Origin of the sequence: Nocardioides kribbensis, assembly GCF_015070375.1 — a bacterium.
Lineage (GTDB): Bacteria > Actinomycetota > Actinomycetes > Propionibacteriales > Nocardioidaceae > Nocardioides > Nocardioides kribbensis.
The window spans coordinates 1-26,769 of sequence record NZ_JADCLL010000006.1 but is presented as its reverse complement, the minus strand read 5'-3'; the positions used below and the strand labels follow the sequence as shown (position 1 = coordinate 26,769).

Genomic DNA, 26,769 nt, shown 5'->3' with positions numbered 1-26,769 from the left:
CGTGGTGTGACAGGCGTGCGAGGTCGGGGAGGGTGTCTCGGTGTTCTACTGGTTCCTCAAGTGGGTCGCGATCGGCCCCCTGCTCCGGGTCGTCTTCCGCCCCCAGACCTTCGGCGGCGACAACGTGCCCCCCGAGGGCCCGGCGATCCTGGCGAGCAACCACCTCTCCTACGCCGACTGGCTCTTCATGCCGCTGACCCTGCCGCGGCGGGTGACCTTCGTGGCCAAGGCGGAGTACTTCACCGGCACCGGCCTCAAGGGCTGGCTGCAGAAGACGTTCTTCTCCGGCTCCGGCCAGGTCCCCATCGACCGCACCAGCGGCGACGCGGCCGCGGGCGCGCTGGCGTCGGCCAAGCGCGTGCTCGGCGAGGGCGGGCTCTTCGGCATCTACCCCGAGGGCACCCGCTCCCACGACGGTCGGCTCTACCGCGGCAAGACCGGCGTGGCCCGCCTCGCGCTGGAGACCGGGGTGCCGGTGATCCCGGTGGCCGTCGTCGGCACCGATGTCGTGGCGCCCCCGGGCAAGAAGTTCGGCTCGTTCACCCGGCCGATCGTGCGCTTCGGCCGCCCCCTGGACTTCTCGCGCTACGAGGGCCTCGAGAACGACCGCTACATCCTGCGCTCGGTCACCGACGAGATCATGTACGAGATCATGCGGCTCTCCGAGCAGGAGTACGTCGACATGTACGCCACCCGCGCCAAGGACCTGGCCAAGGAGCAGGCCAAGGAGCAAGGCAAGGAGCAGGCGAGGGCGCGCGCGGAGGAGAAGGCCGCCGAGGACTCCCGGCGCCAGGCCTCCTGAGACCGGCGGGCTGAGACCGGTGGGTCCCGCGAGCGCGGCCGCGCGGGCGGTCGAGGACCGGCTGTTCCGGGCGCTCGCCGTGCTGCGGGTGGTGGTGCTGGCCAACGCGGTCGGGCTCAACCTCTACCGCGCGGGGAACTTCCAGCACCCGCGGTGGGCCGCGGCGGCGGTCGTCGCCATGGTCGTGTGGACCGGCGTGGCGCTCGCGGCGTACGCCGTGGTCCGGCGGCGCACGGCGCTGCTGCTCGTGGCCGACCTCGGGCTCGCGGTGGGCTCGCTGGCGGTGACGCCGCTGCTCAAGGGCGACGGGTTCAGCGCGTCGCTGCCCGGCTTCTGGGTGATGGGTGCCCTGCTGGCCTGGGCGGTCCACTGGCGCTGGGCCGGCGGCCTGGTCGCCGGGCTGGTGCTGGGCGGCACCGACCTGCTGGTGCGCGAGGACCTCACGCAGAACAACTACGGCAACGTCTTCCTGCTCGTCATCGGCGGACCGATCGTGGGCTACATGTGCGGCTCGCTGCAGGAGATGGCCACCGAGCGCGACCTCGCGCAGCGCGCCGCCGCGGCGGCGGCCGAGCGCGTGCGCCTGGCGCGCGCCGTGCACGACGGCGTGCTCCAGGTGCTCGCGCTCGTGCAGCGCCGCGGTCGCGAGCTGGGCGGCGACGGCGCGCAGCTGGCCCGGCTCGCCGGGGAACAGGAGGCGGCGCTGCGCCGGCTCGTGCAGGAGGAGGCCTCCCTGGGGCGCGGCGGTGACGGGAGCGACGGGGCCGACGGGGCGGTGCCGGGCTCCGGTGGCCCTGCGACCGTCGACCTCGCGGTCGCCCTGGCCCGCTTCGAGCAGCGGGCCGGCGTGACCGTGGTGGTGCCGGCCGAGCCGGTGCTGCTGCCCGGTCACGTCGCGGGCGAGGTCGCCGCGGCGGTGGGAGCCTGCCTCGACAACGTGGCGCGCCACGTCGGCGAGGGGGCCCCGGCCTGGGTGCTGCTCGACGACCTCGGCGCCCGGGTGGAGGTCTCGGTGCGCGACGAGGGCCCGGGCATCGCCCCCGGCCGGCTGGCGAGCGCCGAGGCCGAGGGCAGGATGGGGGTGAGCGGCTCCGTCGTCGGCCGGCTGGTCGACCTGGGCGGCACCGCCACGCTCAGCACCGGCGCGCACGGCACCGAGTGGGAGCTCGTCGTACGCCGTGACGCGGCGCAGGAGGACGCATGACCATCCATGACACCCATCCCTTCGCCGACCCCGATCCCGACCCCGTACGCCGCCTCCGCGGCCGCACCGGCGGCGCGGTCTCGCTGTGGACCACGGGCGCCGGGCCCGCGCGCGCCGGGCTCACCGTCAGCTCGTTCCTGGTGGCCGGGGGCGAGCCCGCCCGCGTGCTCGGGCTGGTCGACCCCGACTCCGACCTCGCCGACTCCGTCGACGTGGGCGACGCCCTCGTGGTGCAGCTGCTGGCCTGGGGGCACCGCGACCTGGCCGACCAGTTCGCCGGCACGGCGCCCGCGCCCGGAGGGCCCTTCCGGCAGGCGGCGTTCACCGAGACCGCCTGGGGGCCGCGGCTGGCCGACGCCACCACGTGGGCCGGGGTGCGGCTGGTCGCGGCGGAGCCGGCCGGCTGGTCGCGGCTGCTGACCTGCCTGGTCGAGCACGTCGAGGTGGGCGACGACGTCGAGCCGCTCGGCCACCGCCGGGGGCGCTACTCGCGGCTGGGCTGACCCTCACGGTCCGGGGGACCCGCGGCCGACCACGCGTCAGGGCCCGCCGACCTGGGTAGGGTCCGGGCCATGGCGGAGCGAGCGGTGCGGGTGATGGTGGTCGACGACCACCCGATGTGGCGCGACGCGGTCGAGCGCGACCTGCAGGCGGCGGGCTTCGACGTGGTCGCGGTCGCCGGCACCGGGGCGGAGGCGATCGCCCGCTTCCCGGCCGCGCGCCCGCAGGTCGTGGTGCTCGACCTGCGCATCCCGGAGCCCGACGGGGTGGAGGTCACCGCCCGGGTGCTGCGCCACGACCCGTCGGCGCGCGTGCTGATCCTCTCGGCCTCCGGCGAGCAGGCCGACGTGCTCGAGGCGGTGAAGGCGGGGGCCACCGGCTACCTCGTGAAGTCGGCGTCGCGCGAGGAGCTGCTCGAGGCCGTGCGTCGGGTGGCGCGCGGCGACTCGGTCTTCACCCCCGGCCTGGCCGGGCTGGTGCTGGGGGAGTTCCGGCGGATGGCCGAGGGGCCCACCGCGCCCGACCCCTCCCGCGACGCGCTGACCGACCGCGAGACCGAGGTGCTGCGCATGGTCGCCAAGGGGCTGTCCTACAAGCAGATCGCCGAGCGCCTCGTGCTCAGCCACCGCACGGTGCAGAACCACGTGCAGAACACCCTGCGCAAGCTGCAGATGCACAACCGGGTCGAGCTGACCCGCTACGCCATCGAGCAGGGCCTCGACGACGGCTGAGCGACCCGTCCGCCGCGGGTCCGCGCCCCGGGCCGCACGTCGGCGACGTCGCGGCCCCGGTGCCCGTGGGAGCCCCCGCGGGCCCCGCCCTATGCTCGCCGGATGGCAGACCCGGTGCTCGAGCTCGCCGACGAGCTCTACGCGCTGCCGCCCGGTGACTTCACCGCCGCGCGGGACGCCCGGGCCAGGGCCCACAAGGGCACCGACCTGGCCGTCGCGCTCAAGGCGCTGCGCAAGCCGTCGACGGCGGCCTGGGTGGTCAACCTCCTGGTGCGTCGCGAGGCCGCCCAGGTCGACCAGGTGCTCAGCGTGGGCTCGGCCCTGCGCGAGGCCCAGGCCGGCATGTCGGCCGACCAGCTGCGGGCCCTCACGCGTCAGCGCCGCCAGCTCACGGCGGCGGTGACCCAGCAGGCGCGGTCCCTGGCCGCCGAGGCGGGGGTGCGGGTGACGCAGGCCGTGGCCGACCAGGTGGAGGCCACGCTCACGGCCGCCGTGCTCGACGAGCGCTGCGGGGCCGCCGTGCGCAGCGGCCTGCTCGTGGGTCCGCTCGCCAGCACCGGCGTCGACGAGGTCGACGTGGCCGCGGCCGTCGCGCTGCCGGCGGCGCTCGGCCACGCGGCCGCGCCGCGCGAGGCCGCGCCGACGCCGCGACCCGAGCTGCGCGTCGTGCCCGACCCGGAGGCCGACGCGAAGGCCCTGGCCTCGGCCCAGGAGAGGCTCGAGTCGGCGGAGGAGGCGCTGGCGGCGGCTACCGGCGAGCACGAGCAGGCGCAGGCCCACGTGCAGGAGCTCGAGGCGCGCTCGATGCAGCTGCAGGCCGACCTCGACGAGCTGCGTCGCCGCGTGGCCGAGACCGAGGCGCGCGCCGAGCAGGTCGACGACGAGCTCGACGACGCCGAGGACGCCCGTGGCGAGGCGGCCGGCGCCCTCGAGGCCGCGCGTGCCGAGCGCGACGCGGCCGCGGCCGCCCGCGACCGGCTCAGGCCGGCGCGAGCGCGCTGACCGGCACGGCCAGCCCGGCGAACGTGCGGGGGTCGGTGCGACCCCAGGCTCCGACGCGCAGGTCGGGTCGTGGATCGGGCCGGGCGGCGGCCCGGTGGTCGGGCCGGGGAGTCGGCTCGTGCGCCGGCGACGTGGCCTCGACCAGCTCGGGCAGCGCGTCGAGCGGCACGCCGAAGAGGGCGCACAGCTCCTCCGACCAGCCCTCGGCACCCAGCAGCAGCGTCGGCCGGGCGTGGGCGGCGTCGGTGACGTGCTCGAGCCCGCGGGTCATCCGGGCGACGAGGTAGGACTCCACCCCGCCGACGGCGTAGCGGCCGTCCTCCACCAGCGCCCACGTGTGCGGCTCGTGCTCGGCCAGCCAGCGCAGCCGCGGGCCGGCGACCCGGTGGTCCAGCGGCTGGTCGGCGAGGAGCTCGACGTGCGCCGCGGCCCCCTCCGCGCGCAGCTGCTCGCACAGCCCCGTCGTACGACGGTCGCCTGCGGTGATCGCGGGTCGGGGCGCGCCGAGGGTCTCGCGGTCCCAGACCAGCAGCGTGTGGGGGTCGCCGCCGACGGCGACCTCGCCGACCGTCCAGCCCTCGGGCAGCGCCGCGCCCACCTCGGCGACGGCGCTCAGCGTGCCCTGCCAGACCTCCTCGGGGGAGGTCTCGACCTGGTCGGGCGCCGGCCGGTGGTGGCGCAGGGTGAGCGCGGAGGTGGTGATCGTGGCGCCGTTGGGCGCAAGGCCGGCCACGTGGACGGCGGTGGAGGTCACCCGCACGGCCAGCCGCACGCCCGCGCCCTCCGCGCTGGTCGGGCCGCTCATGCCCGGGTCACGGCCGCGGCGCCCACGCGCCCGGGCCGCCGGCGGCGCTCACGCGCCGGTCGAGCGCACGATGTCGAGCACCCGCCGGTCGATCCAGGCCAGCCCGGGGTCGACCCGCATCTCGTAGTTCTCGGTGCCGACCCAGGCGTGGAAGTCGCGCTGGCCCTGGGCCGCGGCGAAGGCGGCGAGCTCGGCCTCGACCTCGGGCGTGACCGGCACCTTCTCCTCCTCGGTCGAGGCGGTGAGGTAGAGGTCGTTGAGGTCGAGCAGCCGGGCCAGCTCGGCCAGCGGGTCGACGTGGTCGTCGACGCGCAGGTCCACGGCGATGTCGTCGAGCCCGCCGTAGCCGGCGCCGTCGCTCACCACGAGCAGCGCGGCCGACTGCCGGCCGCGCTTGTCGCCGCCCGCGTCGTCGCCGGCCGCGAGGGCGGCGAGCAGGCGCCGCGCCAGGGGAGCGTCGGCGGGGGAGCCCTCCCAGGCCGTGCGCATGGCCTCGACCACGTGCTCCCCGGCGAGCACGTTGCCCTGGATCGCGAAGCCCTCACCCGTCGCACCGCCGGCCCAGTCGAGGCAGGCGGGGCCGGTGTGGCTGGCCGCGCCGCCGTCGACGTCGACGATGCCGACCTGGCGGTGGTCGCGGCCCGGGTCCTCCTCGAGCAGCCGCTGCAGGGCGACCTCCGCGGTGGCGCCGTCGTCGAGGTGGGAGAGGGCCATGCCCTTGTAGGCGACGTTGGCGTCGGCCTGGGTCGCGAGTGCGCCGACCTGGGCCACGGCGGCCGGCACGGCCGCACCGACCGCGAGGAACTTGGAGGCCACCGCCACGCCCCAGGACTCACCGTCGGCGGAGCGGGCCACGATCGAGAAGGTCATGGCGCGACCCTAGGACACGCCCGCCCCGCCCCGGCCCACCCCGGCGGCCCGCGCTGCCGGCCACCGCGGACCGCGCTCCCGCCGACCCGCCGGCGGTGGACAGCACCTGGCCCGGAGGTGTGACCGCCACTACAGTCGGGCCCGCCCGCTTCGAACGATCCAAGTCGTCGGCCGGGCCGACCACCGACCACGGCCCGACCGGGTCACCAGGACAGGAGCGCAGATGCGCGTCGGAGTACTCACCGGAGGCGGGGACTGCCCCGGTCTCAACGCCGTCATCCGCGCGGTCGTGCGGCGCGGCACGCGCGACCACGGCTTCGAGTTCGTCGGCTACCGCGACGGGTGGAAGGGCCCGCTCGAGGGGCTGACCATGCCGCTGGGCGTCGAGCAGTGCCGCGGCATCCTGCCCCGCGGCGGCACCATCCTGGGCTCCAGCCGCACCAACCCGTTCTCGATCGAGGGCGGCGTGGAGCGGATCAAGGACAACCTCGCCGCCGACGGCGTCGACGCCCTCGTCGCGATCGGCGGCGAGGACACCCTCGGGGTCGCCACCAAGCTGGCCGACCTGGGCGTCAAGGTCGTCGGGGTGCCCAAGACGATCGACAACGACCTCTCGGGCACCGACTTCACCTTCGGGTTCGACACCGCGGTCAACATCGCCACCGAGGCCATCGACCGCCTCCACACCACCGCGGAGTCCCACCACCGCGTGCTCGTCGTGGAGGTCATGGGCCGCCACGCCGGCTGGATCGCGCTGCACGCCGGCATCGCCGGCGGTGCCAGCGCCGTGCTCATCCCCGAGCAGCCCTTCGACATCGCCGCGGTCTGCGCCCACGTCGAGACCCGCTTCGAGAGCGAGTACGCCCCCATCGTGGTCGTCTCCGAGGGAGCGGTGCCCGCCGACGGCTCGGGCATGACCCTGGCCTCGGGGGAGAAGGACGCCTTCGGCCACGTGCGCCTCGGCGGCATCGGCGACCGGCTGGCCTCCGAGATCGAGCACCGCACCGGCAAGGAGGCCCGCGCGGTGGTGCTCGGCCACGTGCAGCGCGGCGGCACGCCCACGGCGTTCGATCGCTGGCTGGCCACCCGCTTCGGCCTCCAGGCCGTCGACGCGGTCGCCGACGGCGACTTCGGCACGATGATGGCCCTGCGCGGCACCCGCATCGACCGGGTGCCGCTGGCCGAGGGCACCGCCGAGCTGAAGCTGGTCTCTGCGGAGGAGTACGCCGAGGCCGAGGTGTTCTTCGGCTGAGCCCCGGGCACGCCGGGAAGGCCTCCTGCCGCGGGGCGAGTAGCCAACGACCCCCCGCCTGGGGTTGGGTAGGCCCACTCGCACGCATCCACCAGGAGGCACCCTGATGAGCACCCACGAGACCGCCGCGGTGGAGACACCCGGGTCCGAGCCCACCCTGAAGCGGGTGATGGGCCCCAAGCTGCTGCTGCTGTTCATCGTCGGCGACATCCTCGGCGCCGGCGTCTACGCCGTGACCGGCCAGATGGCCGGCATCGTCGGCGGCGTCGTCTGGCTGCCGTTCCTGGTCGCGTTCGTCGTCGCGACGCTGACGGCGCTGTCCTACCTCGAGCTGGTCACGAAGTACCCCCAGGCCGCCGGTGCCGCGCTCTACACGCACAAGGCCTTCGGCATCCACTTCGTCACCTTCCTCGTGGCCTTCGCCGTGATCTGCTCGGGCATCACCAGCGCCTCCACCTCGGCCAACGTCCTGGCCCAGAACCTCCTGGCCGGGCTCGACGGCATCGGGCTGGAGACCGGGCTCTCGACCACCGGCACCACGATCATCGCCATGCTCTTCATGGGCCTGCTGGCCGCGATCAACCTGCGCGGGGTCGGCGAGAGCGTGAAGTTCAACGTCGTGCTCACGCTGGTGGAGATGACCGCGCTGGCCATCGTCATCGGCGTCGGCTTCTACGCCATGGCCCAGGGCGAGGGCGACATCAGCCAGATCACGACCTTCGAGTCGCCCGAGGACAAGGGCCTCTTCCTCGCCGTCACCGCGGCCACCTCGGTGGCCTTCTTCGCCATGGTCGGCTTCGAGGACTCCGTGAACATGGTCGAGGAGACCAAGGAGCCCGAGCGGATCTTCCCGAAGATGATGCTCACCGGCCTCGGCATCGCGGTGATCTTCTACATGCTGGTGGCCATCGCGGTCGTCACGGTGCTCACCCCCGACGAGCTCGCGGTCATCAACGAGTCCGAGGGCCGCGCGCTGCTCGAGGTGGTCGGCAAGGGTGCCCCCGACTTCCCGATCGACAAGGTCTTCCCCTTCCTGGCCGTCTTCGCCGTCGCCAACACCGCGCTGATCAACATGCTCATGGCCAGCCGCCTGGTCTACGGCATGGCCCGTCAGGACGTCCTGCCCCGCAGCCTCGGCAAGGTCTCCCCGAACCGCCGCTCGCCCTACGTCGGCATCATCTTCACCACGCTCATCGCCGTGGCCCTGATCTGGTACGTCGCGACGCAGTCGGACTCGAGCATCGTCGGCGCGCTGTCCGGCACGACCTCGCTGCTGCTGCTCGGCGTCTTCACGATCGTCAACGTGGCCTGCCTGATCCTGCGCCGCGACGACAAGCAGGGCACGGGCTTCTTCCGCTCGCCGGGCGTCACCCCGGCCGTGGCCGCGGTGCTCTGCGCCTTCCTCATCGGCCCGTGGGTCGACCGCGACGTCCTGCAGTACCAGATCGCGCTCGTGCTGCTGCTCATCGGCGTGGCGCTGTGGCTGCTCACCTGGTTCGTCAACCGCGGCGTGCGCGCCAAGCGCACCGGCTTCCGCGACATCGAGCACCTCGAGGACTGAGGCCACGCCGCGTCGCGCGCACCGTCCGGCCCGACCCCGTCCGCATCGCGGGCGGGGTCGCGCTGTTTCGGGGCGCGAGCGGACCCGGCCGTACCCTTGGCCGGTGAGCACCATCCCCGACCTCGCCACCCTGCACGCCCTCGGCCCGGCCCAGCAGCCGACCTACCCCGACCAGGCGGCCGTCGACTCCGCCGTCGCGCAGCTGCGCACGATGCCGCCGCTGGTCTTCGCCGGCGAGTGCGACGAGCTGAAGGGCAAGCTGGCCGCGGTCGCGCGCGGCGAGGCCTTCCTGCTCCAGGGCGGCGACTGCGCCGAGACCCTCGCCGGGGTCACCGCCGACAACGTGCGCAACAAGCTGCGGGTGCTGCTGCAGATGGCGGTCGTGCTCACCTACGCCGCCTCGGTGCCGGTCGTGAAGGTCGGCCGCCTGGCCGGGCAGTACGCCAAGCCGCGCTCCTCCGACCTCGAGACCCGCGAGGGCGTGACCCTGCCGGCCTACCGCGGCGACGCGGTCAACGGCTTCGAGTTCACTCCCGAGGCCCGTGTGCCCGACCCGCAGCGCCTGGTCGACGTCTACAACGCCTCCGCCGCGACCCTCAACCTCGTGCGCGCCTTCACCACCGGCGGCTACGCCGACCTGCGCCAGGTCCACACCTGGAACACCGACTTCGTGCGCGAGTCGCCGGTCGGCCAGCGCTACGAGGAGATGGCCGGCGAGATCGAGCGCGCGCTCACGTTCATGCAGGCCATCGGGGCCGACCCCGACGAGTTCCACCGCGTCGACTTCCACTCCAGCCACGAGGCTCTGGTGCTGGAGTACGAGCACGCGATGACGCGCATCGACTCGCGCACCGACGCGCCGTACGACGTCTCGGGCCACTTCGTCTGGATCGGCGAGCGCACCCGCCAGCCCGACAACGCCCACGTGGAGCTGCTCAGCCGCATCCGCAACCCCATCGGCGTCAAGCTCGGCCCCACCACCACCCCCGACGACGCGATCGCCCTGGCCGCCAAGCTCAACCCCCACAACGAGGCCGGCCGGCTCACCTTCATCACCCGCTTCGGCGCGGGCAAGATCCGCGACGGCCTGCCGCCGCTGGTGGAGAAGGTCAAGGCCGCGGGCCTCGAGGTCGCCTGGGTCTGCGACCCGATGCACGGCAACACCTTCGAGGCCTCCTCGGGCTACAAGACCCGCCGCTTCGACGACGTCATCGACGAGGTCCAGGGCTTCTTCGACGTGCACCGCTCGCTCGGCACCTGGCCCGGCGGCGTCCACGTCGAGCTCACCGGCGACGACGTCACCGAGTGCGTCGGCGGCGGCGAGGAGCTCACCGACATGGACCTCTCCTCGCGCTACGAGTCGGTCTGCGACCCGCGCCTCAACCGCGTGCAGTCCCTCGAGCTGGCCTTCCTGGTCGCCGAGATGCTGCGCAAGGCCTGAGCGAGCCGCGAGGGCGGCCGGGCACGTCGCCGGGCCGCCGTCGTTGCTCGCCCCGCGACCGGGCGACGGGAGCCGGTGCGGGAGGATGACGGTGTGATCGACCTGCGCAGTGACACCGTGACCCGCCCGACCGACGCGATGCGCCAGGCCATGGCCCGGGCCGAGGTCGGCGACGACGTCTACGGCGAGGACCCCACCGTCCTGGCGCTCGAGGAGCGGGTGGCCGACCTGCTGGGCCACGAGGCCGCGCTCTTCTGCCCCACGGGGTCGATGGCCAACGTGCTGGCCGTGCGCGCGGTCGTGAAGCCGGGCGAGGAGGTGCTCTGCGAGGCCTCCGCCCACATCGTGCGCGCCGAGCTGGGGGCCCACGGCGCCTACTCCGGCATCACCTCCCGCACCTGGATCCACCCGCGCGGCCAGGTGGACCTGCCGACCGTGCGCTCGATCCTGGCCCCCGACATGGGTCCGTTCTTCGTGCGCACCGCGGCGATCTCGGTGGAGAACACCCACAACTTCGCCGGCGGCACCGTGCTGCCCCTGGCCGACCTGCGCGACCTGCGCGAGCTGGCCACCGGCGCCGGCGTGGCGGTGCACATGGACGGCGCGCGGCTGTGGAACGCCCACGTGGCCACCGGCACCCCGCTGAGCGAGTACGGCGCGATCGCCGACGTCATGGCGGTCTGCCTGTCCAAGGGGCTGGGCGCGCCCGTCGGCTCCCTGGTGGTCGGCTCGGCCGACGTCATCGCCGAGGCCCGCGTGTGGCGCAAGCGCATGGGCGGCGGCATGCGGCAGGTCGGCATCCTCGCCGCGGCCGGCCTGCACGCCCTCGAGCACCACGTGGAGCGGCTGGCCGAGGACCACGAGCACGCCCGGCTGCTGGCCGAGGCCTGCGGCGTCGACCCCGCCGGCGTCGACACCAACATCGTCGCCGTGCCGCGCGGCGACGCCGCCGAGGTCGTCGCGCGCGCCCGGGAGGCCGGTGTGCTCGTCTCGGCGGTCGGCCCCGCCGTCGTGCGGCTGGTGACCCACCTCGGCGTCGCTCGCGCCGACGTCGAGCGGGCCGCCGGGGTGCTCGCGGGTCTCTGACACGACGGCTCCGAGACCACGACTCCGAGACCACGACTCCGGGACCACGCCACGCCGCGACCCCCGCGCGCGGGGAGGTGGCGGGCCCGCGGGTCAGCCGGCGGTCACGGGCGCGCCGAGGAGGGAGACCTCGCTCAGCGCGGTGTAGTCCTTCGCGTCGGGGCCGTCACCGGGCGCCGAGACCGCCACGATGCGCAGCCGCACGCTGCGCGTGACGGCGCCGCCGGCGTCGAGGGTCTGCAGCTCGCGGCTCTCGTCCAGGTCCTGGCGCAGGGTCGTGCCGTCGTCGAGCACCCACTCCACGGCGAGGACGCGGCGGTTGAGGGAGTACCAGTCGTAGGTCGTGCCGCGCGGGTCGGTCGCGGTCTTGGCGTAGCCGTTGACCAGGCCGACCCGGGACAGCGCCACGGGCTCGGCGAGGTCGAGGACGATCTCGGAGCCGCCGGCGTCGCCGCTCGTGCGCCAGCAGGTGGTGGGGTCGCCGTCGACGAGCCGGGTGTCGTCGTAGGAGGTCGTGCTGCCGTCGGCGACGTCGACGCTGCTGGGGGCGGTGTCGGGCACGGTGATCGACGCGGCGACGGCGACCTCGACCGGGTCGCCGGTCGGGGTGGGGGCGGTCTCCTCGCCGGGGGACCCGGAGAGCGGCGGCGCGGAGGTGGGGGCCCGGTCGGAGGCGCGACCTGCGCCGCCGCGCGTCACGTCGACCGCCGCGGGCTCCGCGGGGCCCTCGCGCAGCACCAGCAGCGCGCCGCCACCGGCCAGCAGCACCACGAAGAGCGCACCCACGACCCAGGGCAGCACCTGGGCGGTGCGGCCGGTGCCGGGCGGCCTCGCGGATCCGGGACCGGCGGCGGGTGAGGCGGCGACCGGGGCACCGCACTCGGCGCAGAAGCGCCCGGTGGGGGTCGCGGCTCCGCAGCGGTGGCAGCTGCTCACGGGTCCCTCCGGGTCGGGGTCGCGGGCACGCGGCCGACCAGGGGCGGGAAGCGGCGCACGGCCTGGGCCAGCTCGCGCAGCTCGGTGTCGACCAAGGCCTGCGGGCCGTCGCACAGGGCGGTCTCGGGGTCGGGGTGGACATCGACGACGAGCCCGTCGGCGCCGACCGCGACCGCCGCGCGCGACAGCGGCACCACCAGCTCCTTGCGGCCCACGGCGTGGGAGGGGTCGACGACCACGGGGAGGTGGCTGCACGCCTGCACGACCGGCACGGCGGAGAGGTCGAGGGTGCGGCGGGTGGCGCTCTCGAAGGTGCGGATGCCGCCCTCGCACAGCACGATGTCGAGGTTGCCGCGCTGGGCGACGTGCTCGGCGGCCATCAGCCACTCCTCGACCGTGGCGGTGGCGCCGCGCTCCAGGAGCACCGGGAGCCCGGCGTCGCCCACGGCCTGCAGCAGGCCGACGTCGCTCATGTGGCGGGTGCCGACCTGGAGCATGTCGGCGTGCTCGGCGACCACGTCGACGTCTCGGACGTCGACCACCTCGGTGACCACCGGCAGGCCGGTGGCCTCGCCGACGTCGGCGAGGATCCGCAGGGCGGGCACGCCGAGGCCCGCGAAGGCGTAGGGCGAGGTGCGCGGCTTGAAGGCCCCGCCGCGCAGCAGCGTGGCGCCCGCCGAGCGGGCCATCCGCGCCGCCTCCAGGGTCTGGGCGGCGGTCTCGACCGCGCACGGCCCGGCGACCAGGGTGAAGGTGCCCGGCCCCACCGGCACCTGCCGGCCGGGACGACCGACCCAGACCGTGGAGCGCTCGGGGTGGTGCTGGCGGTTGACCAGCTTGAAGGGGTCGGAGATGCGGTGCACGTCGGCGACGCCGCGCAGCGTGCGCAGGTTGAGGTGGTGGAAGGACGTGATGTCGCCGACCAGGCCGATGACGGTGCGCTCGAGGCCCTTGCTCACGTTGGCGCGACCGCCCACGCCCTCGACGCGGGCGACGACGGCGGCGACGTCCTCGTCGGTCGCCTCGGGTGACATGACGACGACCATGACGTGCTCCCTCCTCGCCGGGCGCGGGACGGTGCCGGTGGTGTGTCGCGGCACCGTGGTGACCCGCCTCGTGCTGACCCGGGCCCGGGCCCGACCCTAGGGCGGTGACGGCGCGCGTCGGGGGCGTTCCCGGCCCCCGAGACACCGGCGGGTCACACCACGAGGTGCTGGACCTCGCCCTCGACCGTGCGCCGTGGCACCAGCTCCACGACGAGCATCGCGGCCAGCACCATCGCGCCGCCGCCGAGCATGCGCAGCGTCAGGCCCTCGCCGCCGAGGAGCACTGCGAAGAAGGCGGCGAAGACCGGCTCCATGCTCATGATGATCGCGCTGCGCGTGGGCGCGAGGTGGGCCTGGGCCCAGGTCTGGCCGAGCAGGGCGAGGGCGCCGGCGAAGAGCGCCATGTAGACCACCGAGACCCAGTCGCCCGTGGTCGCGGGCAGCACGACGCCGTCGGGCGCGGTGGCGACCAGGCAGACCGCCGCGATGACGAGCAGCTGCACGATCGACATGCCGAGCGCCTGGCGGGCGTCGGACCAGGCGCCCAGGCCCACGATGTGCAGGGCGTAGAGCACCGCGCTCACCAGGGTGATCGACTCGCCGTAGCCGATGGACAGCCCGTCGAGGGTCAGCACGCCGAGGCCGGCGGTGGCGAGGGCGACCGCGGCCCAGGTGACCGGGGAGGTGCGGGTGCGCAGCAGCAGGGCGGCCAGCACGGGGGTGAGCACGACGTACATGCCGGTGATGAAGCCCGAGACGCTCGCCGGGGTGTGGGCCAGGCCGGCGGTCTGGAGGATCTGGGCCGCGCCGTAGACCAGGCCGAGCACGGCGGCGTGGCGACGCGACTCCGCGCTGAGGCGTGCCACGGCGCGCGGTGCGACCAGCAGCATCACCAGCCCGGCGATCGTGAACCGCACGGCGAGGAAGTCGAGGGTCGGCACCCGCTCGAGCAGGTCCTTGATGAGGAAGAACGTGCTGCCCCAGCAGGCCGTCATGGCCAGCAGCGCGGCCGTCGCGAGCAGGGTCGTACGCCGGTCGGCGCCGCTCGCGTCGTGGCCGGGCGTCGACGGGGCCGGGGCGCTCACCGGGCCTGCTCGGACCCGACGCGGGCCCGCAGCCGCTTGAGCAGCGCCAGGTCGGGGTCGCCCTCCTCGCGCGAGCCCGGGGTCTCGAGCACGAAGGGGACCCCGGCGGTGGCGGGGTGGGCCAGCAGCTCGGTGAAGGCGGCCTCGCCGATGTGGCCCTGGCCGATCTTCTGGTGGCGGTCCTTCAAGGCGCCCCGCACGTCCATGGAGTCGTTGGCGTGCACCAGCCGCAGCCGGCCCGGCCCGCCGATCTCGACGACCCGGTCGAGGGTGGCCGCGGCGCCGCCGGGCTCGTCGAGCGGGGCGCCGGCGGCGAAGACGTGGCAGGTGTCGAGGCAGAGGCCGGCCTTGGGGTGGTGGTCGAGGGCGTCGAGGTAGCCGGTGAGGTCCTCCACGCCGGCGCAGAGCGAGCGGCCCTGGCCGGCGGTGGGCTCGAGCAGCAGCCACGGCGCGGCGTCGTCCTCGAGGGTCTCCAGCAACGGCAGCAGACCCTCGCGGACCTGCCGCAGGGCGGCGGCGTGCCGCGCGGACCGGGCGGCCTCGGCCTCGGGGCCGTCGACCCCGGCGGGCGCGCCGGTCTCGACGTAGGAGCCGGTGTGCACGACGACGCCCTCGGCGCCGATCTCGACCGCGCGGCGCAGGTTGTGGGCGACCACGGCGACGCTGTTGTCGTAGGTGCTCGCCGTCGGGGAGCCGAGGTTCACCAGGTAGGGGGTGTGGATGAAGGTGCGGATGCCGCGCTCGGCGGTGGCGGTGCGGAAGGCTGCGTCGTCGGCGGGCCTGCCCGGCGAGAGCCGCCAGCCGCGGGGGTTGCCCACGAACACCTGGAGGGCCTCGCAGCCGAGCCGCTCGGCGTCGGCCAGGGCACCGGCCGCGAGGCCCTTGCCGACGAGGACGTGGGTGCCGACGGGGTTGCGCATGGCGCGAGGCTAGGTCGGCGCCCGTCCGCCCGTGAAATCAGACGAGGAAGAGGGTCACCGTGCTGCCCTTGGGCACCATGTCGCCGGGATCGGGATCGGTGGACAGCACGTAGCCCAGCCCGATGTAGGTGGAGGAGTTCTCGACCCTCACCTCGAAGCCGAGGTCCTCGAGCCGCTCGCGGGCCGCGTCGACGCCGCTGGCGGTCAGACGCGGCATCTCGACCAGCTCGGGGCCCTTCGAGACCACGAAGGTGACGGTCTCGCCGGCGAAGAGCGTGCCGCCGTCGGGGCTCTGGCTGACCACGTCGCCCGCGGCGACCTCGTCGTCGAAGACCTCCTGGTCGCGCACGACGACCAGGCCGCGCTCGGTGAGGGTCTGCTCGGCCTGGTCGGCCGACCGCCCGACCCAGTCGCCCACCTGGAGGGGGCGTCGGCCCTTGCTGACCACGAGGTCGACGGTGGCGCCGGGACGGCGCACGGCGCCGGTGCCGGGGGTGCTGCGGATCACGACGCCCTCGGGCACGCGCTCGGAGAAGCGCTCCCGCACGCGTCCGGGCACGAGCGTGAGGTCGCGCAGCGCGTCCTCGGCCTCGGCGCGGGTGCGACCGGCCAGGCGCGGCACCTCGTACTCCTCGACGCCGAGGGACGTGACGAGGATGACCTCGCGGCCGGTGACCAGCCGCGAGCCGGGATCGGGGTCGGTGGAGACCACGCGGCCCTCGGCCACGTCGTCGCTGTAGACCGGGTCGCCCACGACGACCTCGAAGCCGGCCGCCTCGAGCTCGGTGACCGCGCTGGCGCCGGTCTGGTCGAGCACGGCCGGCACGGTGGAGTAGCGGGCCCAGCCGAACCAGTAGGCGCCGCCGCCGACGCCCACGGCGAGCACGAGCGCCACCACCAGGAGCAGCAGGCCACGGCGCGAGCGGCGCGGGCGGGCGCCCGGGGGCGCGATGCGTCCGCCGGGGTGCGCGGGGTTGCCGCCGGAGCCATCCGTGCTGCCCGCCGGTGCGTCGCGGTCGAGCACCGGCACGGCCACCGTGTCGGGGGAGGTGGTGGGAGCGGCGCCCGGGTCATGGGCGGCCAGGGCCAGGGCGGTCGGGCCGGTGAGACGCACCGGACCGGCCGGTCGCGGGGCCCCCGCGTCGTCGCCCTCGCCCTGCCGGGGCAGCCAGGAGGTGGGCTCGGGCACAGGGCGCGAGCGGTCGGGCCCGAGCAGGGCCTCGATCTCCTCGGGGTCCCACACCTCGGGAGCCGTGTCGCCGGGTGCGGCGATGGCGGCCGACGCGACGCCGGGGGCGGGCCGCACGGGGGAGAGGTCCTCGGTCAGGTCGGCGTCGTCGGCGACACCGGCGGCCAGCGCGTGCTGCACGCGGTGCAGCTGGTGCAGCAGGACGCCCGCGTCGGCCGGTCGCTGGCTGCGGTCGCGCGCCGTGGCGCGGGCGACGAGCGCGTCGACGTACGGCGGGATGCCCGGCACCTGGCGCGAGGGGGCGGGCACGTCGGCGTGGACGTGCTTGTAGGCCACCTGGATCGGGGTCTCGCCCTCGTGGGGCTTGCGACCGGTGAGCAGCTCGTGGAGCACGACGCCCACGGCGTAGACGTCGGCGCGGGTGTCGGAGCGGCCGTCGACGACCAGCTCGGGGGCGAGGTAGGACACCGTGCCGATGAGCACCCCGCCGGTGGCGGTGTGCTGGGTGTCGGCGCTGACCGCGCGGGCCAGGCCGAAGTCGGCGACCTTCACCACCTCGGCGCCGGTGTGGGGGTCCTCGGCGATGAGGACGTTCTCCGGCTTGACGTCGCGGTGGATGATCCCGGCACGGTGGGCCGCGGCGAGGGCCGAGACCACCGGCTCCAGCAGCGCGAGCGCGCGCCCCGGCGGCATCGGGCTCTCCTTGGCGACGGTGTCGCGCAGGGTGTGGCCGGCCACCAGCTCCATGGCCAGGAAGACCACGCCGTCGTCGTCGCCCTGGTCGTGCACGGCCACCACGTGGGGGTGCGAGAGCCGGGCCGCGGCCCGGGCCTCGCGCACGAAGCGGGCGGCGAACTCCTCGTCGTCGCCCAGCCCGGCGTGCATGATCTTGATGGCCACCGTGCGGTCCAGGCGCAGGTCGAGCGCCTCGTAGACGCTGGCCATGCCGCCCCGCGCGATCCGGGCGCCGATGCGGTAGCGACCGTCGAGGACTCGGCCGCCCATGGGGTCGCCCGTCGACGCTGAGGACGCCGTCGAGCCCGTGGGCACGGGCGCGGCGTCGTGCTGCGGCTGCCGTCGTGTCGGCACAGGCGACCCTCCTGCGGTCCGGACGGGGAAGGATCCGGGCTCCTCATCGTACGGTCTGCCCCGCCGGGGGCCCGGGTGCGCGCCCGGTGCGGCGTGGCGCGGGCCCCGGTGCCGGCCCGGACGCGGCGCGGCGGCGTACGGCGTTTCGCCTCCCCAGGACCCAGGTGGAACCATGGTGGCCATGAGCGAGAGTGCGGGCCCGACCCCGGGCGAGCTGAGGCTGGCCGACCACGACCTGTCGGTGCTGGTGCCGACGTGGTGGGACTGGGCGACCGCCGCCCGCGAGCTGGGCGTCACGGTGGCCAAGGTGCGCACCATGATCCGCGACCACGAGCTGGCCGCCGCGGTGCCCTACCCCGGCGCGGGCCAGCAGGTGCCGGCCGACCTCGTGCAGGACGGCTTCCCCGTCAAGGGCGTGCCCGGCCTGCTCACCGTGCTCCACGACGGGGGCTACGACGACCGCGAGATCATCGCCTGGCTCTTCCTCGACGCCGACCTGCCCGGCCGCCCGATCGACGCGCTGCGCGAGAACCGCGGCTCCGAGGTCAAGCGGCGCGCGCAGGCGATGGCCTTCTAGGGCCGGTCGACCGCCGCCGTGGTCTACCGCATCCCGAAGGTCGAGGAGCACCGCCGGCCCCACCCCACGGGCCTGGCGGCGATGGTGGCCGTCGTGGCGCTCGCCGTCGGCATCTGGCTGCTGGCCGGCCGCGACCCCGGCACCTCCACCGGCGCGGGTCCCGAGACCACCGACCCCGCCAGCGGTCTGCCCTACGTCGACCTCGACCGGCTCCCCGACGAGGCCATCGACACCCTGCGCCTCATCGACGCCGGTGGGCCCTACCCCACGCCCGGCGACGGTCGCACCTACCGCAACCTCGAGGGGCTGCTGCCGCTCGAGGTGGAGGGCTACTACTCCGAGTACGCCGTGCCGCTGCCCGCCGACTCCCCTGACGGGACGGCCGCCGCCGACGGGACGGCCGACGGGGCCAGCCCGCGCCGCATCGTCGTCGGCGAGGGCGGCGAGGAGTACTGGACCCCCGACGGCTTCGAGTCGCTGGCCCGCATCCGCACCTGAGCCGCGGCCGGGACCCGGCGGCGGCCGCGGCGGCGTCCTACTGACCGTTGGACCCACTACCCGACCGTCACGACGGTCAGGCAGTGGTCCCAACGGTCAGTAGGACGCGCGGCCGGGCCGCGCAGCAGGTGCGGTTGGCCTCAGGTGCGCCGCTGGGTCGCGGCCACCGCGAGGTCGCGCAGGACCTCCTGGGCGCGCGGGTCGAGCCCGGAGGCCGCCAACGCGCCGGTCGCACGCTCGGTCAGGTGGCCGATGACCTCCTCGACCTGGTCGTGCGCGCCCGAGGCGGTGATGACCTCGCGCAGCCGCTCGACGGCCGCCGCGTCGAGCGGGCGGCCCAGCGAGCGGTCGAGCAGCGCGGCCTCCTCGGGCGCGGCGGCGTCGAGGGCCAGGGCCACGAGCACCGTGCGCTTGCCCTCCACGAGGTCGTCGCCGGCGGGCTTGCCGGTGGTGGCGGGGTCGCCGAAGACCCCGAGCAGGTCGTCGCGCAGCTGGAAGGCCTCGCCCAGCGGCAGCCCGTACGCCGTGAGCGCCGCCAGCTCCGCGGGGCCGGCGCCGGCCAGCGCGGCGCCGACGTGCAGCGGCCGCTCGATGGAGTACTTGGCCGACTTGTAGCGCAGCACGGTCATGGCCGCGTCGACGTCGGCGCGGCCGCGGGCCTGCACCGAGATGTCGAGGAACTGCCCCGCGATCACCTCGGAGCGGCACAGGTCGAAGACCTCGAGGGCCGGCACGACGCGCTCCAGCGGCAGGCCGCAGCGGCGCAGCAGCTCGTCGGCCCAGGTGAGCAGCAGGTCGCCGAGCAGGATCGCCGCGGCGGCGCCGTACTGCTCGGGGTCGCCGGTCCAGCCGTCGCGGCGGTGCTCGGCCTCGAAGCCGCGGTGCGTGGCCGGGCGCCCGCGGCGCGTGTCGGAGGCGTCCATGAGGTCGTCGTGGACCAGGGCGCTGGCGTGCAGCAGCTCCAGCGCGGCGCAGGCGCGCAGCACGGCCTGCTCGGTCTCCGGCGAGGGGTCGGGGTCCAGGGCCCGGAAGCCCCACCAGCAGAAGGCCGCGCGCAGCCGCTTGCCGCCGGCGACGAGGGCGCGGGCCTCGTCGAGCAGTCGGGTGGCGTCGGGTCCGACGGGTGCGAGGCGGGTCACCTGCTCCTCGACGTGGGCGTCGAGCGCGGCCTGCACACGGGCGCGGAAGCCGCTGCCGTCCCACGGCGCGCTCTCCAGCGCCGCCTCGGCGCCGTCCGTGGACCCGTCGGGGGCCTGGTCGGGTCGCTGGTGGGGTCGGTCGTCGGTCGGGCTGGCCTCGCGCGCGCTCACGCCCTGACCCTAGGCGGTGGGTCCAGGTCGCGCGCGACGGCCCGGCGCGGGGGCCGCAGCGTGTCCGACGGGGCCCTCCGGCTCCCGTCCGGCTCCTGCCCGGCGCCCGCCCTGCGGCCGTCCTGCGGCCGTCCTGGTCCCGTCAGGCCCCCGTGGGGGTGGACAGCGCCGGGTCCGCAGACGGGGCGAACCTAGACTGGGGGGCATGACCGACGGCCGTGGACGCTCCCTCGCAGACCTCATCCAGCGGGGCGAGCGGTCGTTCTCCTTCGAGTTCTTCCCGCCCAAGGACGCCGCCGGCGAGGAGCAGCTGTGGCAGGCGGTGGCCACCCTCGAGGCCTACCGGCCCACCTTCGTCTCGGTGACCTACGGCGCCGGCGGCGGCACCCGCGACTCCACGGTGCGCATCACCGGCCGTATCGCGCGCGAGACCTCCCTGCTGCCCATGGCCCACCTCACCTGCGTCGGGCACACCCGCGGCGAGCTCGAGTCGATCCTCGACGAGTACGCCGCGGCCGGCGTGCACCACGTCATGGCCCTGCGCGGCGACCCCAGCGACGGGCCCCGGGCGCCGTGGACCCCGACCGAGGGCGGCCTGACCTACGCCACGGAGCTGGTGGAGCTGGCCCGCGCGCGCGGCGACTTCCGTGTCGGCGTGGCGGCCTTCCCCGAGGGCCACCCCTCGGCGGAGTCGCTCGACCACGACGCCGACGTGCTCGTCGCGAAGGCCCGGGCGGGCGCGGAGTTCGCGGTCACGCAGATGTTCTTCCGTGCCGCCGACTACTTCGCGCTGGTGCAGCGGGTGCGCGACCGCGGCGTCGACCTGCCGATCCTGCCCGGCATCATGCCGATCCTGAACCTCAAGGCCATCCGTCGCCAGGGCGAGCTCATCGGCACCGAGGTGCCCGAGGAGGTCGTGGCCCGCATCGCCGCCCACGACGGTGACGCGGTCTCGATGCGCGCCGAGGGCATCGCCGCCGCGGCCGAGCTGTGCGAGGAGCTGCTCGAGGGCGGCGCGCCGGGGCTGCACTTCTACACGCTGAACCGCTCGCGGGCCACGCTGGAGATCTTCGAGAAGCTCGACGTCAGCGTCTGACGCGGACCCCGTCGGCGGGCCCGACCACCTGGGCCACCAGCGCCGCCGAGAGTCCCACGAAGGGCAGCCCCGCGCCCGGGGTGGCGTGGGCGCCGGCGGTGACGAGCCCGGCGACGGGGGTGTCGGGGCCCAGACGGCGGCGTACGGTCGAGCGGCCCTGCCAGAGCACGCCGAGCGGCGAGCCGCCCCACTCCTGCACCAGCTCGCGGGGTGTGAGGTCGATCCGCGTGACGACGTGGGGCCGGACGTCGACGCCTGCCCGCGCCAGTGCGACGAGCACGTCCTCGGCGAGCCGGCCGCGACCGTGGATCGTCCAGGCGGCGCCGCCGTCCGGGGCCGTGCCGCCTGGCCTGACCACGATCACGGGGTCGCCGTGGAGCACGACCTCGTGCGGGAGGTCGGGCAGGTCCGCCGCGGTCCGCAGGCCGACGTGGCACACGGTCGGGGGGATGGCCGGCATGGTGCGCTCCACCAGCCGGGCGAGGGCGGGCATGCGCCGTGGGTCGACGGCGAGCACGACGACGTCGGCGTCGACCTCGCCCTGGTCGGTGCGGACCGCGACGGCGCGGCCCCCGCGCACCACCACGTCGCGCACCTCGCAGCCCAGGTCGACCTCGACCCGACGGGTGGCCAGCCGCGCGGTCAGCGCCGTCGTGACCTGGTGCAGGCCGCCGGGCACGGTCCAGGCGCCGAAGCGCTGCTCGAGGTAGGACACCAGCCCGGCCCAGGCCGGCACGTTGCGCAGGTCGTGCCCGTCGGCCGTGAAAGGGTGGCCCGCGACCAGGCGCAGCCGCTCGTCGCGGAAGGTGCGGCGCAGGCGCTTGTGCAGGGTCTCGCGGGAGTCGAGCCGTGCGGCGACCTCGCGGGGCAGGGCCTCGCGCTGCCAGGGCACCTCGAGGTAGCCGCGGCGCAGCACCTCCCAGTCGTCGGTGAACGACGCCGTCCAGTCGGCCCACTGCCGACCCAGCCCGGGGGAGAGCGCGTCGAAGGCCGCGACCTGGGGCGCGCGGGTGGCGGGGAGCCGCAGCACGGTGCGGTCCTCGAAGCGGTGCTCGCGCACGAGGTCGAGCGGCTCCAGGTCGAGCTCGCGCTCCAGCGGACGGCCCGACTTGCGGAAGAGGTCGCGCAGCACCGCCGGCACGAGGGTGGAGGAGGGCCCGGCGTCCCAGGTGAAGCCGTCCTGCTCGCGTGCTGCGAGGGCGCCGCCGAGGGCGGTCGAGCGCTCGAGGAGCCGCACCTCGTGGCCCAGCTTGGCCAGCCGGACGGCGGCGGCCATCCCGCCGAAGCCCCCACCGACCACCACCACCCGCGACATGCCCGGAGCCTAGGGCGTCGAGGGGTCGGGCCGGCGCGCAGGACCCGCGCCGCGGGAGGGCGTCGGTGCCGTGAGGAGACCCTCCACCGGGTCGCCGACCGCGATGGGACCCGAGGACAGCGCCCGCAGCACCGACCCGCCCCGGCGACGCAGCGCCGCGGCACCGCCCGGGCCCATGCTGCGCTCCATCAGGGCGCACGGGGCCGCCACCCGCACCACCTCCAGCTCGACCCCGCCCACCCGGAGGCGCGCACCCGGGTCGGTCGGCACCACGCCGTGGCTCACGGTGACGGTGCGCCGCGTCGCCGAGGCCGGCACCGGGGCGCCCAGGGCCTCGGCGGCCTCGAGCAGGGCGTCGGCGGACTGGAGGGTGACGTGGCGGTGACGGGTGCCGTGCCAGCGGTCGCCGACCACGCCTGCGCCCGCCTCGACCTCGACGCGCCGGCGGGGCTCCATCGGCGCGTGCCGCTCCGGCGCGACCCAGAGCTCGGTCACACGGGGCACGGTGGTCGCGTCGGCGTCGGCGTCGGTGGCGGCGGCGTCGGAGGTCGTGGATCCCGGGGCGGTCGGGGCTGTGCTCGACGACCCCGGGGACGGGTCGGGAGAGGTCACGGCGCCGGCTCGACCTCGACCGGGGTGCCGCCGGTGAGGCGCAGCAGCTCGTCGTGGGTGGTCTTGAAGACCGCCGCGGGATGGCCGGCGGCCGCCCACACCACCGGGTGGCGGCGCAGCCAGGAGTCGACGTACGTCGGCACCGGCGCGGGGTGCCCGACCGGGGAGACCCCGCCGATCACCTGGCCGGTGTGGGCCCGCACGAACTCCGGGGTGGCCCGGCGCAGGGCGGCGACGCCCACGACGGTGGCGACGTGGGCGGTGTCGACGCGGTGCGCCCCCGAGGTGAGCACGAGCACGGGGGAGCCGTCGGCGTCGAAGAGCAGGCTGTTGGCGATGGCGCCCACCTCGCAGCCCAGCGCCTCGGCGGCCAGGGCCGCGGTGTGGACGGCGTCGGGCAGCACGACGATCTCGCCCGTGCCGCCCCGCTCGCGGTGGGCCGCCCGGAAGCGGGCGATGCCGGGGTGCTCCTCGCTCATGGTGCGACCCTAGGCGGTGACGCCGACAGCCGTGGTGCGGTCGCCCGGCCGGGGCGGGTCGTGCCGGCGGCGCGCCGCGCGCGCAGGGAGCGGTGTGGTGCGCGTCGCCCCCGCGGCGCCCGCCCCGCGTGGTGGTGCGGGCCGTCCTCCACCTCGTCTGGGACCATGGCCCGGACAGGACGGCTCGAGACGGAGGAACACAGCATGATGCGGCAGCAGCCCAGGTCGTTGACGGTGGCGATGGCGCTGCTCGGGCTGCTGGTGGCCGTAGGTGCCGTCACCGTCGCGCTCACCGCCCTCCTGCGCGACACGCTGATCCTGAACTGGGCCGAGGGACACCGCTCGGCGCGGGAGATCCTGGAGACCCGGGGCCTGGACTACCTCAAGTCCAACGAGCCGATCGTGATCCCGCAGTTCTTTCCCGTGGCCGCCGTGCTCTTCGTCGTGCTCGCCATGCTTATCGCCGTGCTCGTCGTCTTCCTGCGCGACTCCCACAACTGGGCGCGGGTCAGCCTGACCGTGCTGGTCGTGATGATCGCGGTGGCCACCATCGGTGGCATCCGGATCGACCCGCCCGCCGTCTTCGTGGCCATCTCCTACCTCGCCCTGGCCCTCGACATCGGTCTGCTCGTGGCCCTGTGGCACCGCGACACCAACACCTACATGCGCGGCGTCGAGGAGGCCCCGGCGGCCCTCTGAGCCGCCCGGCCCCACCCCGCCTCGCCTCGCCCCGCCCGGCCTCGCCAGACCCGCCGCGGCCAGGCCCACTCCGCCCGGCCTCACCCCGCCCGGCCTCGCCCCGCCCGGCCTCGCCAGACCCGCCGCGGCCAGGCCCACTCCGCCCAGCCCCGCCCGGCCTCGGCACAGACCGGCTCGGCCCCGCAGGCCTCGTCGGCCCCATGGGCCCCAGCTGTCGGCCCGGACCCGCACCTGTCGGCCTGCGCGCGGGCCGACAGGTGCGGGTGTCACCAGCCGACCGGTGACTCCCGCCAGGGCGGGCCGCAGCCCCTCCGCGACCAGGCGGCCCGGGGGCCGCTCGGACGACCCTTGACGCACTGTCCGTGGCGGGCGGTATGGTTCAGCCGTGTTCGAATACATGTTCGAACGCTGCCGACGGGGGCGACCTCGACCCCCGTCCCCGTCGGCGTTCGATCCCGGGTGGCTCCGCCGGAGCAGGGCCTCGTCGGGAGCAGGTCAGGGGGTCGCACGTGGGGTCGACGACCAGGTGAGGTGGAGCATGACAGACGACATCCAGCAGCACGCCCCGCACGGGGCCGAGGTGGAGGCGTGAGCGCGCCGCGGGCGTCGGTGGCCCCGCCCAACCCCTACGCCCTCCCGGCGACCACCCACTCCTACCTCCTGCGGGCCGCGGAGTCGCTCCAGGAGGCCGTCGTGGCCACCGAGGTGCCGGCGCGCTACGCGCTGGCCCACGTCGCCGCGCTCCGCTCGGCGGCCGCGTTGCTGTCGGCGCGGGCCCAGCCGGCGCCGGCGCGGCGTCGACCGCAGAAGAACGCCTGGGTGCTGCTGGCCGAGGTGGCGCCGGAGCTGGCGGAGTGGGCGACCTTCTTCGCAGCGGGGGCCTCGAAGCGCGCCGCCGCGGAGGCGGGGTCGCGGCGCGCGGTCAGCGAGCGCGAGGCCGACGACCTCGTCCGCGACGCCGACCGGTTCCTGGGCGTGGTGGAGCAGGCCCTGGGCCTGGTCCCGCACGCGCCCTCGGCCGAGCGCATCAGCCGCGCCGGCTGAGCCCTCCGCCCCCCTCGGCCGGCCGACCGGCCGCGCGGCGAGAGCGGTGACACGGCTCGGGGCGGGGCCTCGTCGGTCCGGGTGGCTGGATGGTCCGGCCTGAGTCCATGACGAGGGGTTCCCCGGTCGCGCCGGGCGGTGAGGATCGCCCAGGCTCGACCGGGGGCCGCTGTGGCCCCGCCCGCCCCGACGCCCGCACGGGTGTCCCAGTGATCGGAGTCCCGCGCATGCGGCTTCTCGGGCCGCGCCGCACGGCGCAGCTGGTGTCCCTGCTCCTCGTCCCGGCCACCCTCACGGTGGCCCCCGCCCTCGCGCCCGCCGCTCTCCTCGGCGCGCCCGAGGGTTCGATGGCCGGCTCGACGGCCGGCTCGATGGTCGGGTCGGTCCTGCCGAGGGCGGCCAGCGCGGCCGCGCCGGTGAGCGTCGCCACCGCGCGCACCGTGCAGGACGGCTCCACGGCCACGGTGCGCGGCTACGTCGTGGGTCAGCCCACCGCCACGAGCACCGTGGTGACCTCGGGGTTCCCCGACGACTACGCCCTCGCCCTGGCCGATGCGCCGGGGGAGACCGCCACGTCGCGGATGGTCTACGTGCAGGTGCCGAGCGCCTTCCGTGCGTCCTGGGGGTTGCGGTCCAACCCCGCGCTGATGGGGCGCCGCATCGACGTGACCGGCACGCTCGGCGCCTACTTCTCGGCCCCCGGGGTGCGCAACGCCACCGCCTTCGCCCTCGCCGACGGCGGCGGGGGCACGACCCCGCCACCGAGCGGGGGCACCGACGACTACGACAGCACCTACTACGCCGGTGCCGTCGGCAAGACGGGCTCGGCGCTGGAGACGTCGCTGCACACGATCGTCTCGCGCGGTGTCGCGCGGCTCACCTACGACGAGGTCTGGGCCGCCCTGCGCGAGACCGACCAGGATCCCGCCGACGCGAGCCGGGTGATCGAGCTCTACACCGGCGAGAGCCGCCCCGAGACCGACAACGGCGGCGGCGTCGAGCAGTGGAACCGCGAGCACGTCTGGGCCAAGAGCCACGGTGACTTCGGCACGGCCACGGGCCCCGGCACCGACCTGCACCACCTGCGTCCGGCCGACGTGACCGTCAACTCCGCTCGCGGCAACCTCGACTTCGACGAGGGTGGCTCGCAGAACGCCGAGGCGCCGGGCAACTACGCCGACGGCGACTCCTGGGAGCCGCGCGACGCCGACAAGGGCGACGTGGCGCGGATGATCTTCTTCATGTCCGTGCGCTACGAGGGCGGCGACGGCTTCCCCGACCTCGAGGTCAACGACAGGGTCGCCAACGGCACCGCCCCGCTCCACGGCAAGCTCTCGACGCTGCTGCGGTGGAACGCCGAGGACCCGCCGTCGGCGTTCGAGATGCGCCGCAACGACGTCATCTACGAGCGCTTCCAGTTCAACCGCAACCCCTTCATCGACCACCCGGAGTGGGCCGACGCCATCTGGTGACCCACGCCGGCGGCCGCGGTCGGTGGCGGTGACGAGCGGCCACGGGGCGCATCGGTGGCGGTGATGAGCGGCCACGGGGCGCATCGGTGGCGGTGATGAGCGGCCACGGGGCGCATCGGTGGCGGTGATGAGCGGCCACGGGGCGCA

General features: G+C 75.5%; 26 protein-coding genes. 15 read left to right on the top strand and 11 right to left on the bottom strand.

Going from position 1 to position 26,769, the window contains the following annotated elements:
• The first annotated feature begins 40 nt into the window (after positions 1 to 40).
• The 5 genes from IR170_RS13360 (at position 41) to IR170_RS13340 (ending at position 4,240) form a co-directional block, all read left to right on the top strand.
• Positions 41 to 802, top strand: a complete 762-nt coding sequence (locus IR170_RS13360) for a lysophospholipid acyltransferase family protein (RefSeq protein WP_193664826.1) — start codon at positions 41 to 43, stop codon at positions 800 to 802.
• A 19-nt stretch (positions 803 to 821) separates the two neighbouring features.
• Complete coding sequence (gene macS / locus IR170_RS13355; RefSeq protein ID WP_193664824.1) at positions 822 to 2,006, top strand: MacS family sensor histidine kinase; 1,185 nt, start codon at positions 822 to 824, stop codon at positions 2,004 to 2,006.
• The gene (locus IR170_RS13350) at positions 2,003 to 2,509 is read left to right on the top strand and encodes a flavin reductase family protein (RefSeq protein WP_193664822.1); all 507 of its coding nucleotides are present in this window, start codon (positions 2,003 to 2,005) and stop codon (positions 2,507 to 2,509) included. Before macS ends, IR170_RS13350 begins: the two co-directional genes overlap by 4 nt.
• Positions 2,510 to 2,578: 69 nt before the next feature.
• Positions 2,579 to 3,238 carry a response regulator gene (locus IR170_RS13345; protein WP_193664820.1) on the top strand — a complete coding sequence of 220 codons (660 nt, stop codon included), beginning with the start codon at positions 2,579 to 2,581 and terminating at the stop codon, positions 3,236 to 3,238.
• 102 nt (positions 3,239 to 3,340) lie between these two features.
• Complete coding sequence (locus IR170_RS13340) at positions 3,341 to 4,240, top strand: hypothetical protein (RefSeq protein WP_193664818.1); 900 nt, start codon at positions 3,341 to 3,343, stop codon at positions 4,238 to 4,240.
• Here the strand turns inward: IR170_RS13340 and IR170_RS13335 are convergent.
• A complete protein-coding gene (locus IR170_RS13335) occupies positions 4,218 to 5,045 on the bottom strand; it encodes an FGGY family carbohydrate kinase (RefSeq protein WP_193664816.1) in 828 nt (275 codons plus the stop codon). The genes IR170_RS13340 and IR170_RS13335 overlap by 23 nt on opposite strands.
• A 48-nt stretch (positions 5,046 to 5,093) precedes the next feature.
• Complete coding sequence (locus IR170_RS13330; protein ID WP_193664814.1) at positions 5,094 to 5,915, bottom strand: DUF1028 domain-containing protein; 822 nt, start codon at positions 5,913 to 5,915, stop codon at positions 5,094 to 5,096.
• Positions 5,916 to 6,138: 223 nt separating this feature from the next.
• Here IR170_RS13330 and IR170_RS13325 point away from each other — a divergent pair, with 223 nt between their 5' ends.
• The 4 genes from IR170_RS13325 to IR170_RS13310 all read left to right on the top strand — a co-directional run bounded on the left by IR170_RS13325 (position 6,139) and on the right by IR170_RS13310 (position 11,255).
• Entirely contained in the window at positions 6,139 to 7,167 is a 1,029-nt protein-coding gene (locus IR170_RS13325; RefSeq protein ID WP_056904535.1) for a 6-phosphofructokinase, read from the top strand.
• Positions 7,168 to 7,273: 106 nt separating this feature from the next.
• On the top strand, positions 7,274 to 8,728 hold the full coding sequence (locus IR170_RS13320; RefSeq protein WP_193664812.1) for an APC family permease: 1,455 nt from the start codon (positions 7,274 to 7,276) through the stop codon (positions 8,726 to 8,728).
• Positions 8,729 to 8,831: 103 nt separating this feature from the next.
• A complete protein-coding gene (locus IR170_RS13315) occupies positions 8,832 to 10,169 on the top strand; it encodes a class II 3-deoxy-7-phosphoheptulonate synthase (protein ID WP_193664810.1) in 1,338 nt (445 codons plus the stop codon).
• Positions 10,170 to 10,262: 93 nt separating this feature from the next.
• Positions 10,263 to 11,255: a threonine aldolase family protein gene (locus IR170_RS13310; RefSeq protein WP_193664808.1), complete on the top strand. Its 993-nt coding sequence runs from the start codon at positions 10,263 to 10,265 to the stop codon at positions 11,253 to 11,255.
• Between the two features lie 93 nt (positions 11,256 to 11,348).
• Here IR170_RS13310 and IR170_RS13305 read toward each other — a convergent pair whose 3' ends face one another.
• From IR170_RS13305 to IR170_RS13285, 5 genes are all read right to left on the bottom strand, one after another.
• Positions 11,349 to 12,191 (bottom strand): discoidin domain-containing protein, encoded by an 843-nt coding sequence (locus IR170_RS13305; protein ID WP_193664806.1) that lies wholly within the window; start codon positions 12,189 to 12,191, stop codon positions 11,349 to 11,351.
• Entirely contained in the window at positions 12,188 to 13,225 is a 1,038-nt protein-coding gene (aroF, locus tag IR170_RS13300) for a 3-deoxy-7-phosphoheptulonate synthase (protein ID WP_227489285.1), read from the bottom strand. Before aroF ends, IR170_RS13305 begins: the two co-directional genes overlap by 4 nt.
• Positions 13,226 to 13,389: 164 nt before the next feature.
• The gene (locus IR170_RS13295; protein WP_251531210.1) at positions 13,390 to 14,322 is read right to left on the bottom strand and encodes a DMT family transporter; all 933 of its coding nucleotides are present in this window, start codon (positions 14,320 to 14,322) and stop codon (positions 13,390 to 13,392) included.
• Positions 14,319 to 15,242 carry a deoxyribonuclease IV gene (locus IR170_RS13290; RefSeq protein WP_193664804.1) on the bottom strand — a complete coding sequence of 308 codons (924 nt, stop codon included), beginning with the start codon at positions 15,240 to 15,242 and terminating at the stop codon, positions 14,319 to 14,321. Before IR170_RS13290 ends, IR170_RS13295 begins: the two co-directional genes overlap by 4 nt.
• A 37-nt stretch (positions 15,243 to 15,279) precedes the next feature.
• Complete coding sequence (locus IR170_RS13285; protein ID WP_193664802.1) at positions 15,280 to 17,436, bottom strand: PASTA domain-containing protein; 2,157 nt, start codon at positions 17,434 to 17,436, stop codon at positions 15,280 to 15,282.
• A gap of 265 nt (positions 17,437 to 17,701) precedes the next feature.
• Between IR170_RS13285 and IR170_RS13280 the strand changes: the two genes are divergently transcribed.
• Positions 17,702 to 18,097, top strand: a complete 396-nt coding sequence (locus tag IR170_RS13280) for an Rv2175c family DNA-binding protein (RefSeq protein WP_162242256.1) — start codon at positions 17,702 to 17,704, stop codon at positions 18,095 to 18,097.
• 18 nt (positions 18,098 to 18,115) lie between these two features.
• Positions 18,116 to 18,595 (top strand): ribonuclease domain-containing protein, encoded by a 480-nt coding sequence (locus IR170_RS13275; protein ID WP_319805074.1) that lies wholly within the window; start codon positions 18,116 to 18,118, stop codon positions 18,593 to 18,595.
• A 140-nt stretch (positions 18,596 to 18,735) separates the two neighbouring features.
• On the opposite strand, the gene IR170_RS13270 is transcribed toward IR170_RS13275, so the two are convergent.
• Positions 18,736 to 19,905, bottom strand: coding sequence for a polyprenyl synthetase family protein (locus IR170_RS13270; RefSeq protein WP_251531202.1), 1,170 nt, complete (start codon positions 19,903 to 19,905; stop codon positions 18,736 to 18,738).
• A 205-nt stretch (positions 19,906 to 20,110) separates the two neighbouring features.
• Between IR170_RS13270 and metF the strand changes: the two genes are divergently transcribed.
• Positions 20,111 to 21,001 (top strand): methylenetetrahydrofolate reductase [NAD(P)H], encoded by an 891-nt coding sequence (gene metF, locus IR170_RS13265; RefSeq protein ID WP_056862490.1) that lies wholly within the window; start codon positions 20,111 to 20,113, stop codon positions 20,999 to 21,001.
• On the opposite strand, the gene IR170_RS13260 is transcribed toward metF, so the two are convergent.
• From IR170_RS13260 to IR170_RS13250, 3 genes are read right to left on the bottom strand one after another with little or no spacing between them, the layout of a single operon-like run.
• The gene (locus IR170_RS13260) at positions 20,991 to 22,316 is read right to left on the bottom strand and encodes a phytoene desaturase family protein (protein WP_193664800.1); all 1,326 of its coding nucleotides are present in this window, start codon (positions 22,314 to 22,316) and stop codon (positions 20,991 to 20,993) included. The two genes, metF and IR170_RS13260, sit on opposite strands and share 11 nt — an antisense overlap.
• Positions 22,317 to 22,325: 9 nt before the next feature.
• Positions 22,326 to 22,928, bottom strand: a complete 603-nt coding sequence (locus tag IR170_RS13255) for an MOSC domain-containing protein (protein ID WP_193664798.1) — start codon at positions 22,926 to 22,928, stop codon at positions 22,326 to 22,328.
• Positions 22,925 to 23,407, bottom strand: coding sequence for a YbaK/EbsC family protein (locus IR170_RS13250; RefSeq protein WP_193664796.1), 483 nt, complete (start codon positions 23,405 to 23,407; stop codon positions 22,925 to 22,927). The genes IR170_RS13255 and IR170_RS13250 overlap by 4 nt, the downstream gene beginning before the upstream one ends.
• A 204-nt stretch (positions 23,408 to 23,611) precedes the next feature.
• Here IR170_RS13250 and IR170_RS13245 point away from each other — a divergent pair, with 204 nt between their 5' ends.
• The 3 genes from IR170_RS13245 to IR170_RS13235 all read left to right on the top strand — a co-directional run bounded on the left by IR170_RS13245 (position 23,612) and on the right by IR170_RS13235 (position 26,622).
• Positions 23,612 to 24,106 carry a hypothetical protein gene (locus tag IR170_RS13245; protein WP_193664794.1) on the top strand — a complete coding sequence of 165 codons (495 nt, stop codon included), beginning with the start codon at positions 23,612 to 23,614 and terminating at the stop codon, positions 24,104 to 24,106.
• A gap of 588 nt (positions 24,107 to 24,694) precedes the next feature.
• Complete coding sequence (locus tag IR170_RS13240) at positions 24,695 to 25,150, top strand: SAV_6107 family HEPN domain-containing protein (RefSeq protein WP_056862494.1); 456 nt, start codon at positions 24,695 to 24,697, stop codon at positions 25,148 to 25,150.
• A 227-nt stretch (positions 25,151 to 25,377) separates the two neighbouring features.
• Positions 25,378 to 26,622 carry an endonuclease gene (locus tag IR170_RS13235; RefSeq protein ID WP_193664792.1) on the top strand — a complete coding sequence of 415 codons (1,245 nt, stop codon included), beginning with the start codon at positions 25,378 to 25,380 and terminating at the stop codon, positions 26,620 to 26,622.
• The last annotated feature ends 147 nt before the right edge of the window (positions 26,623 to 26,769 follow it).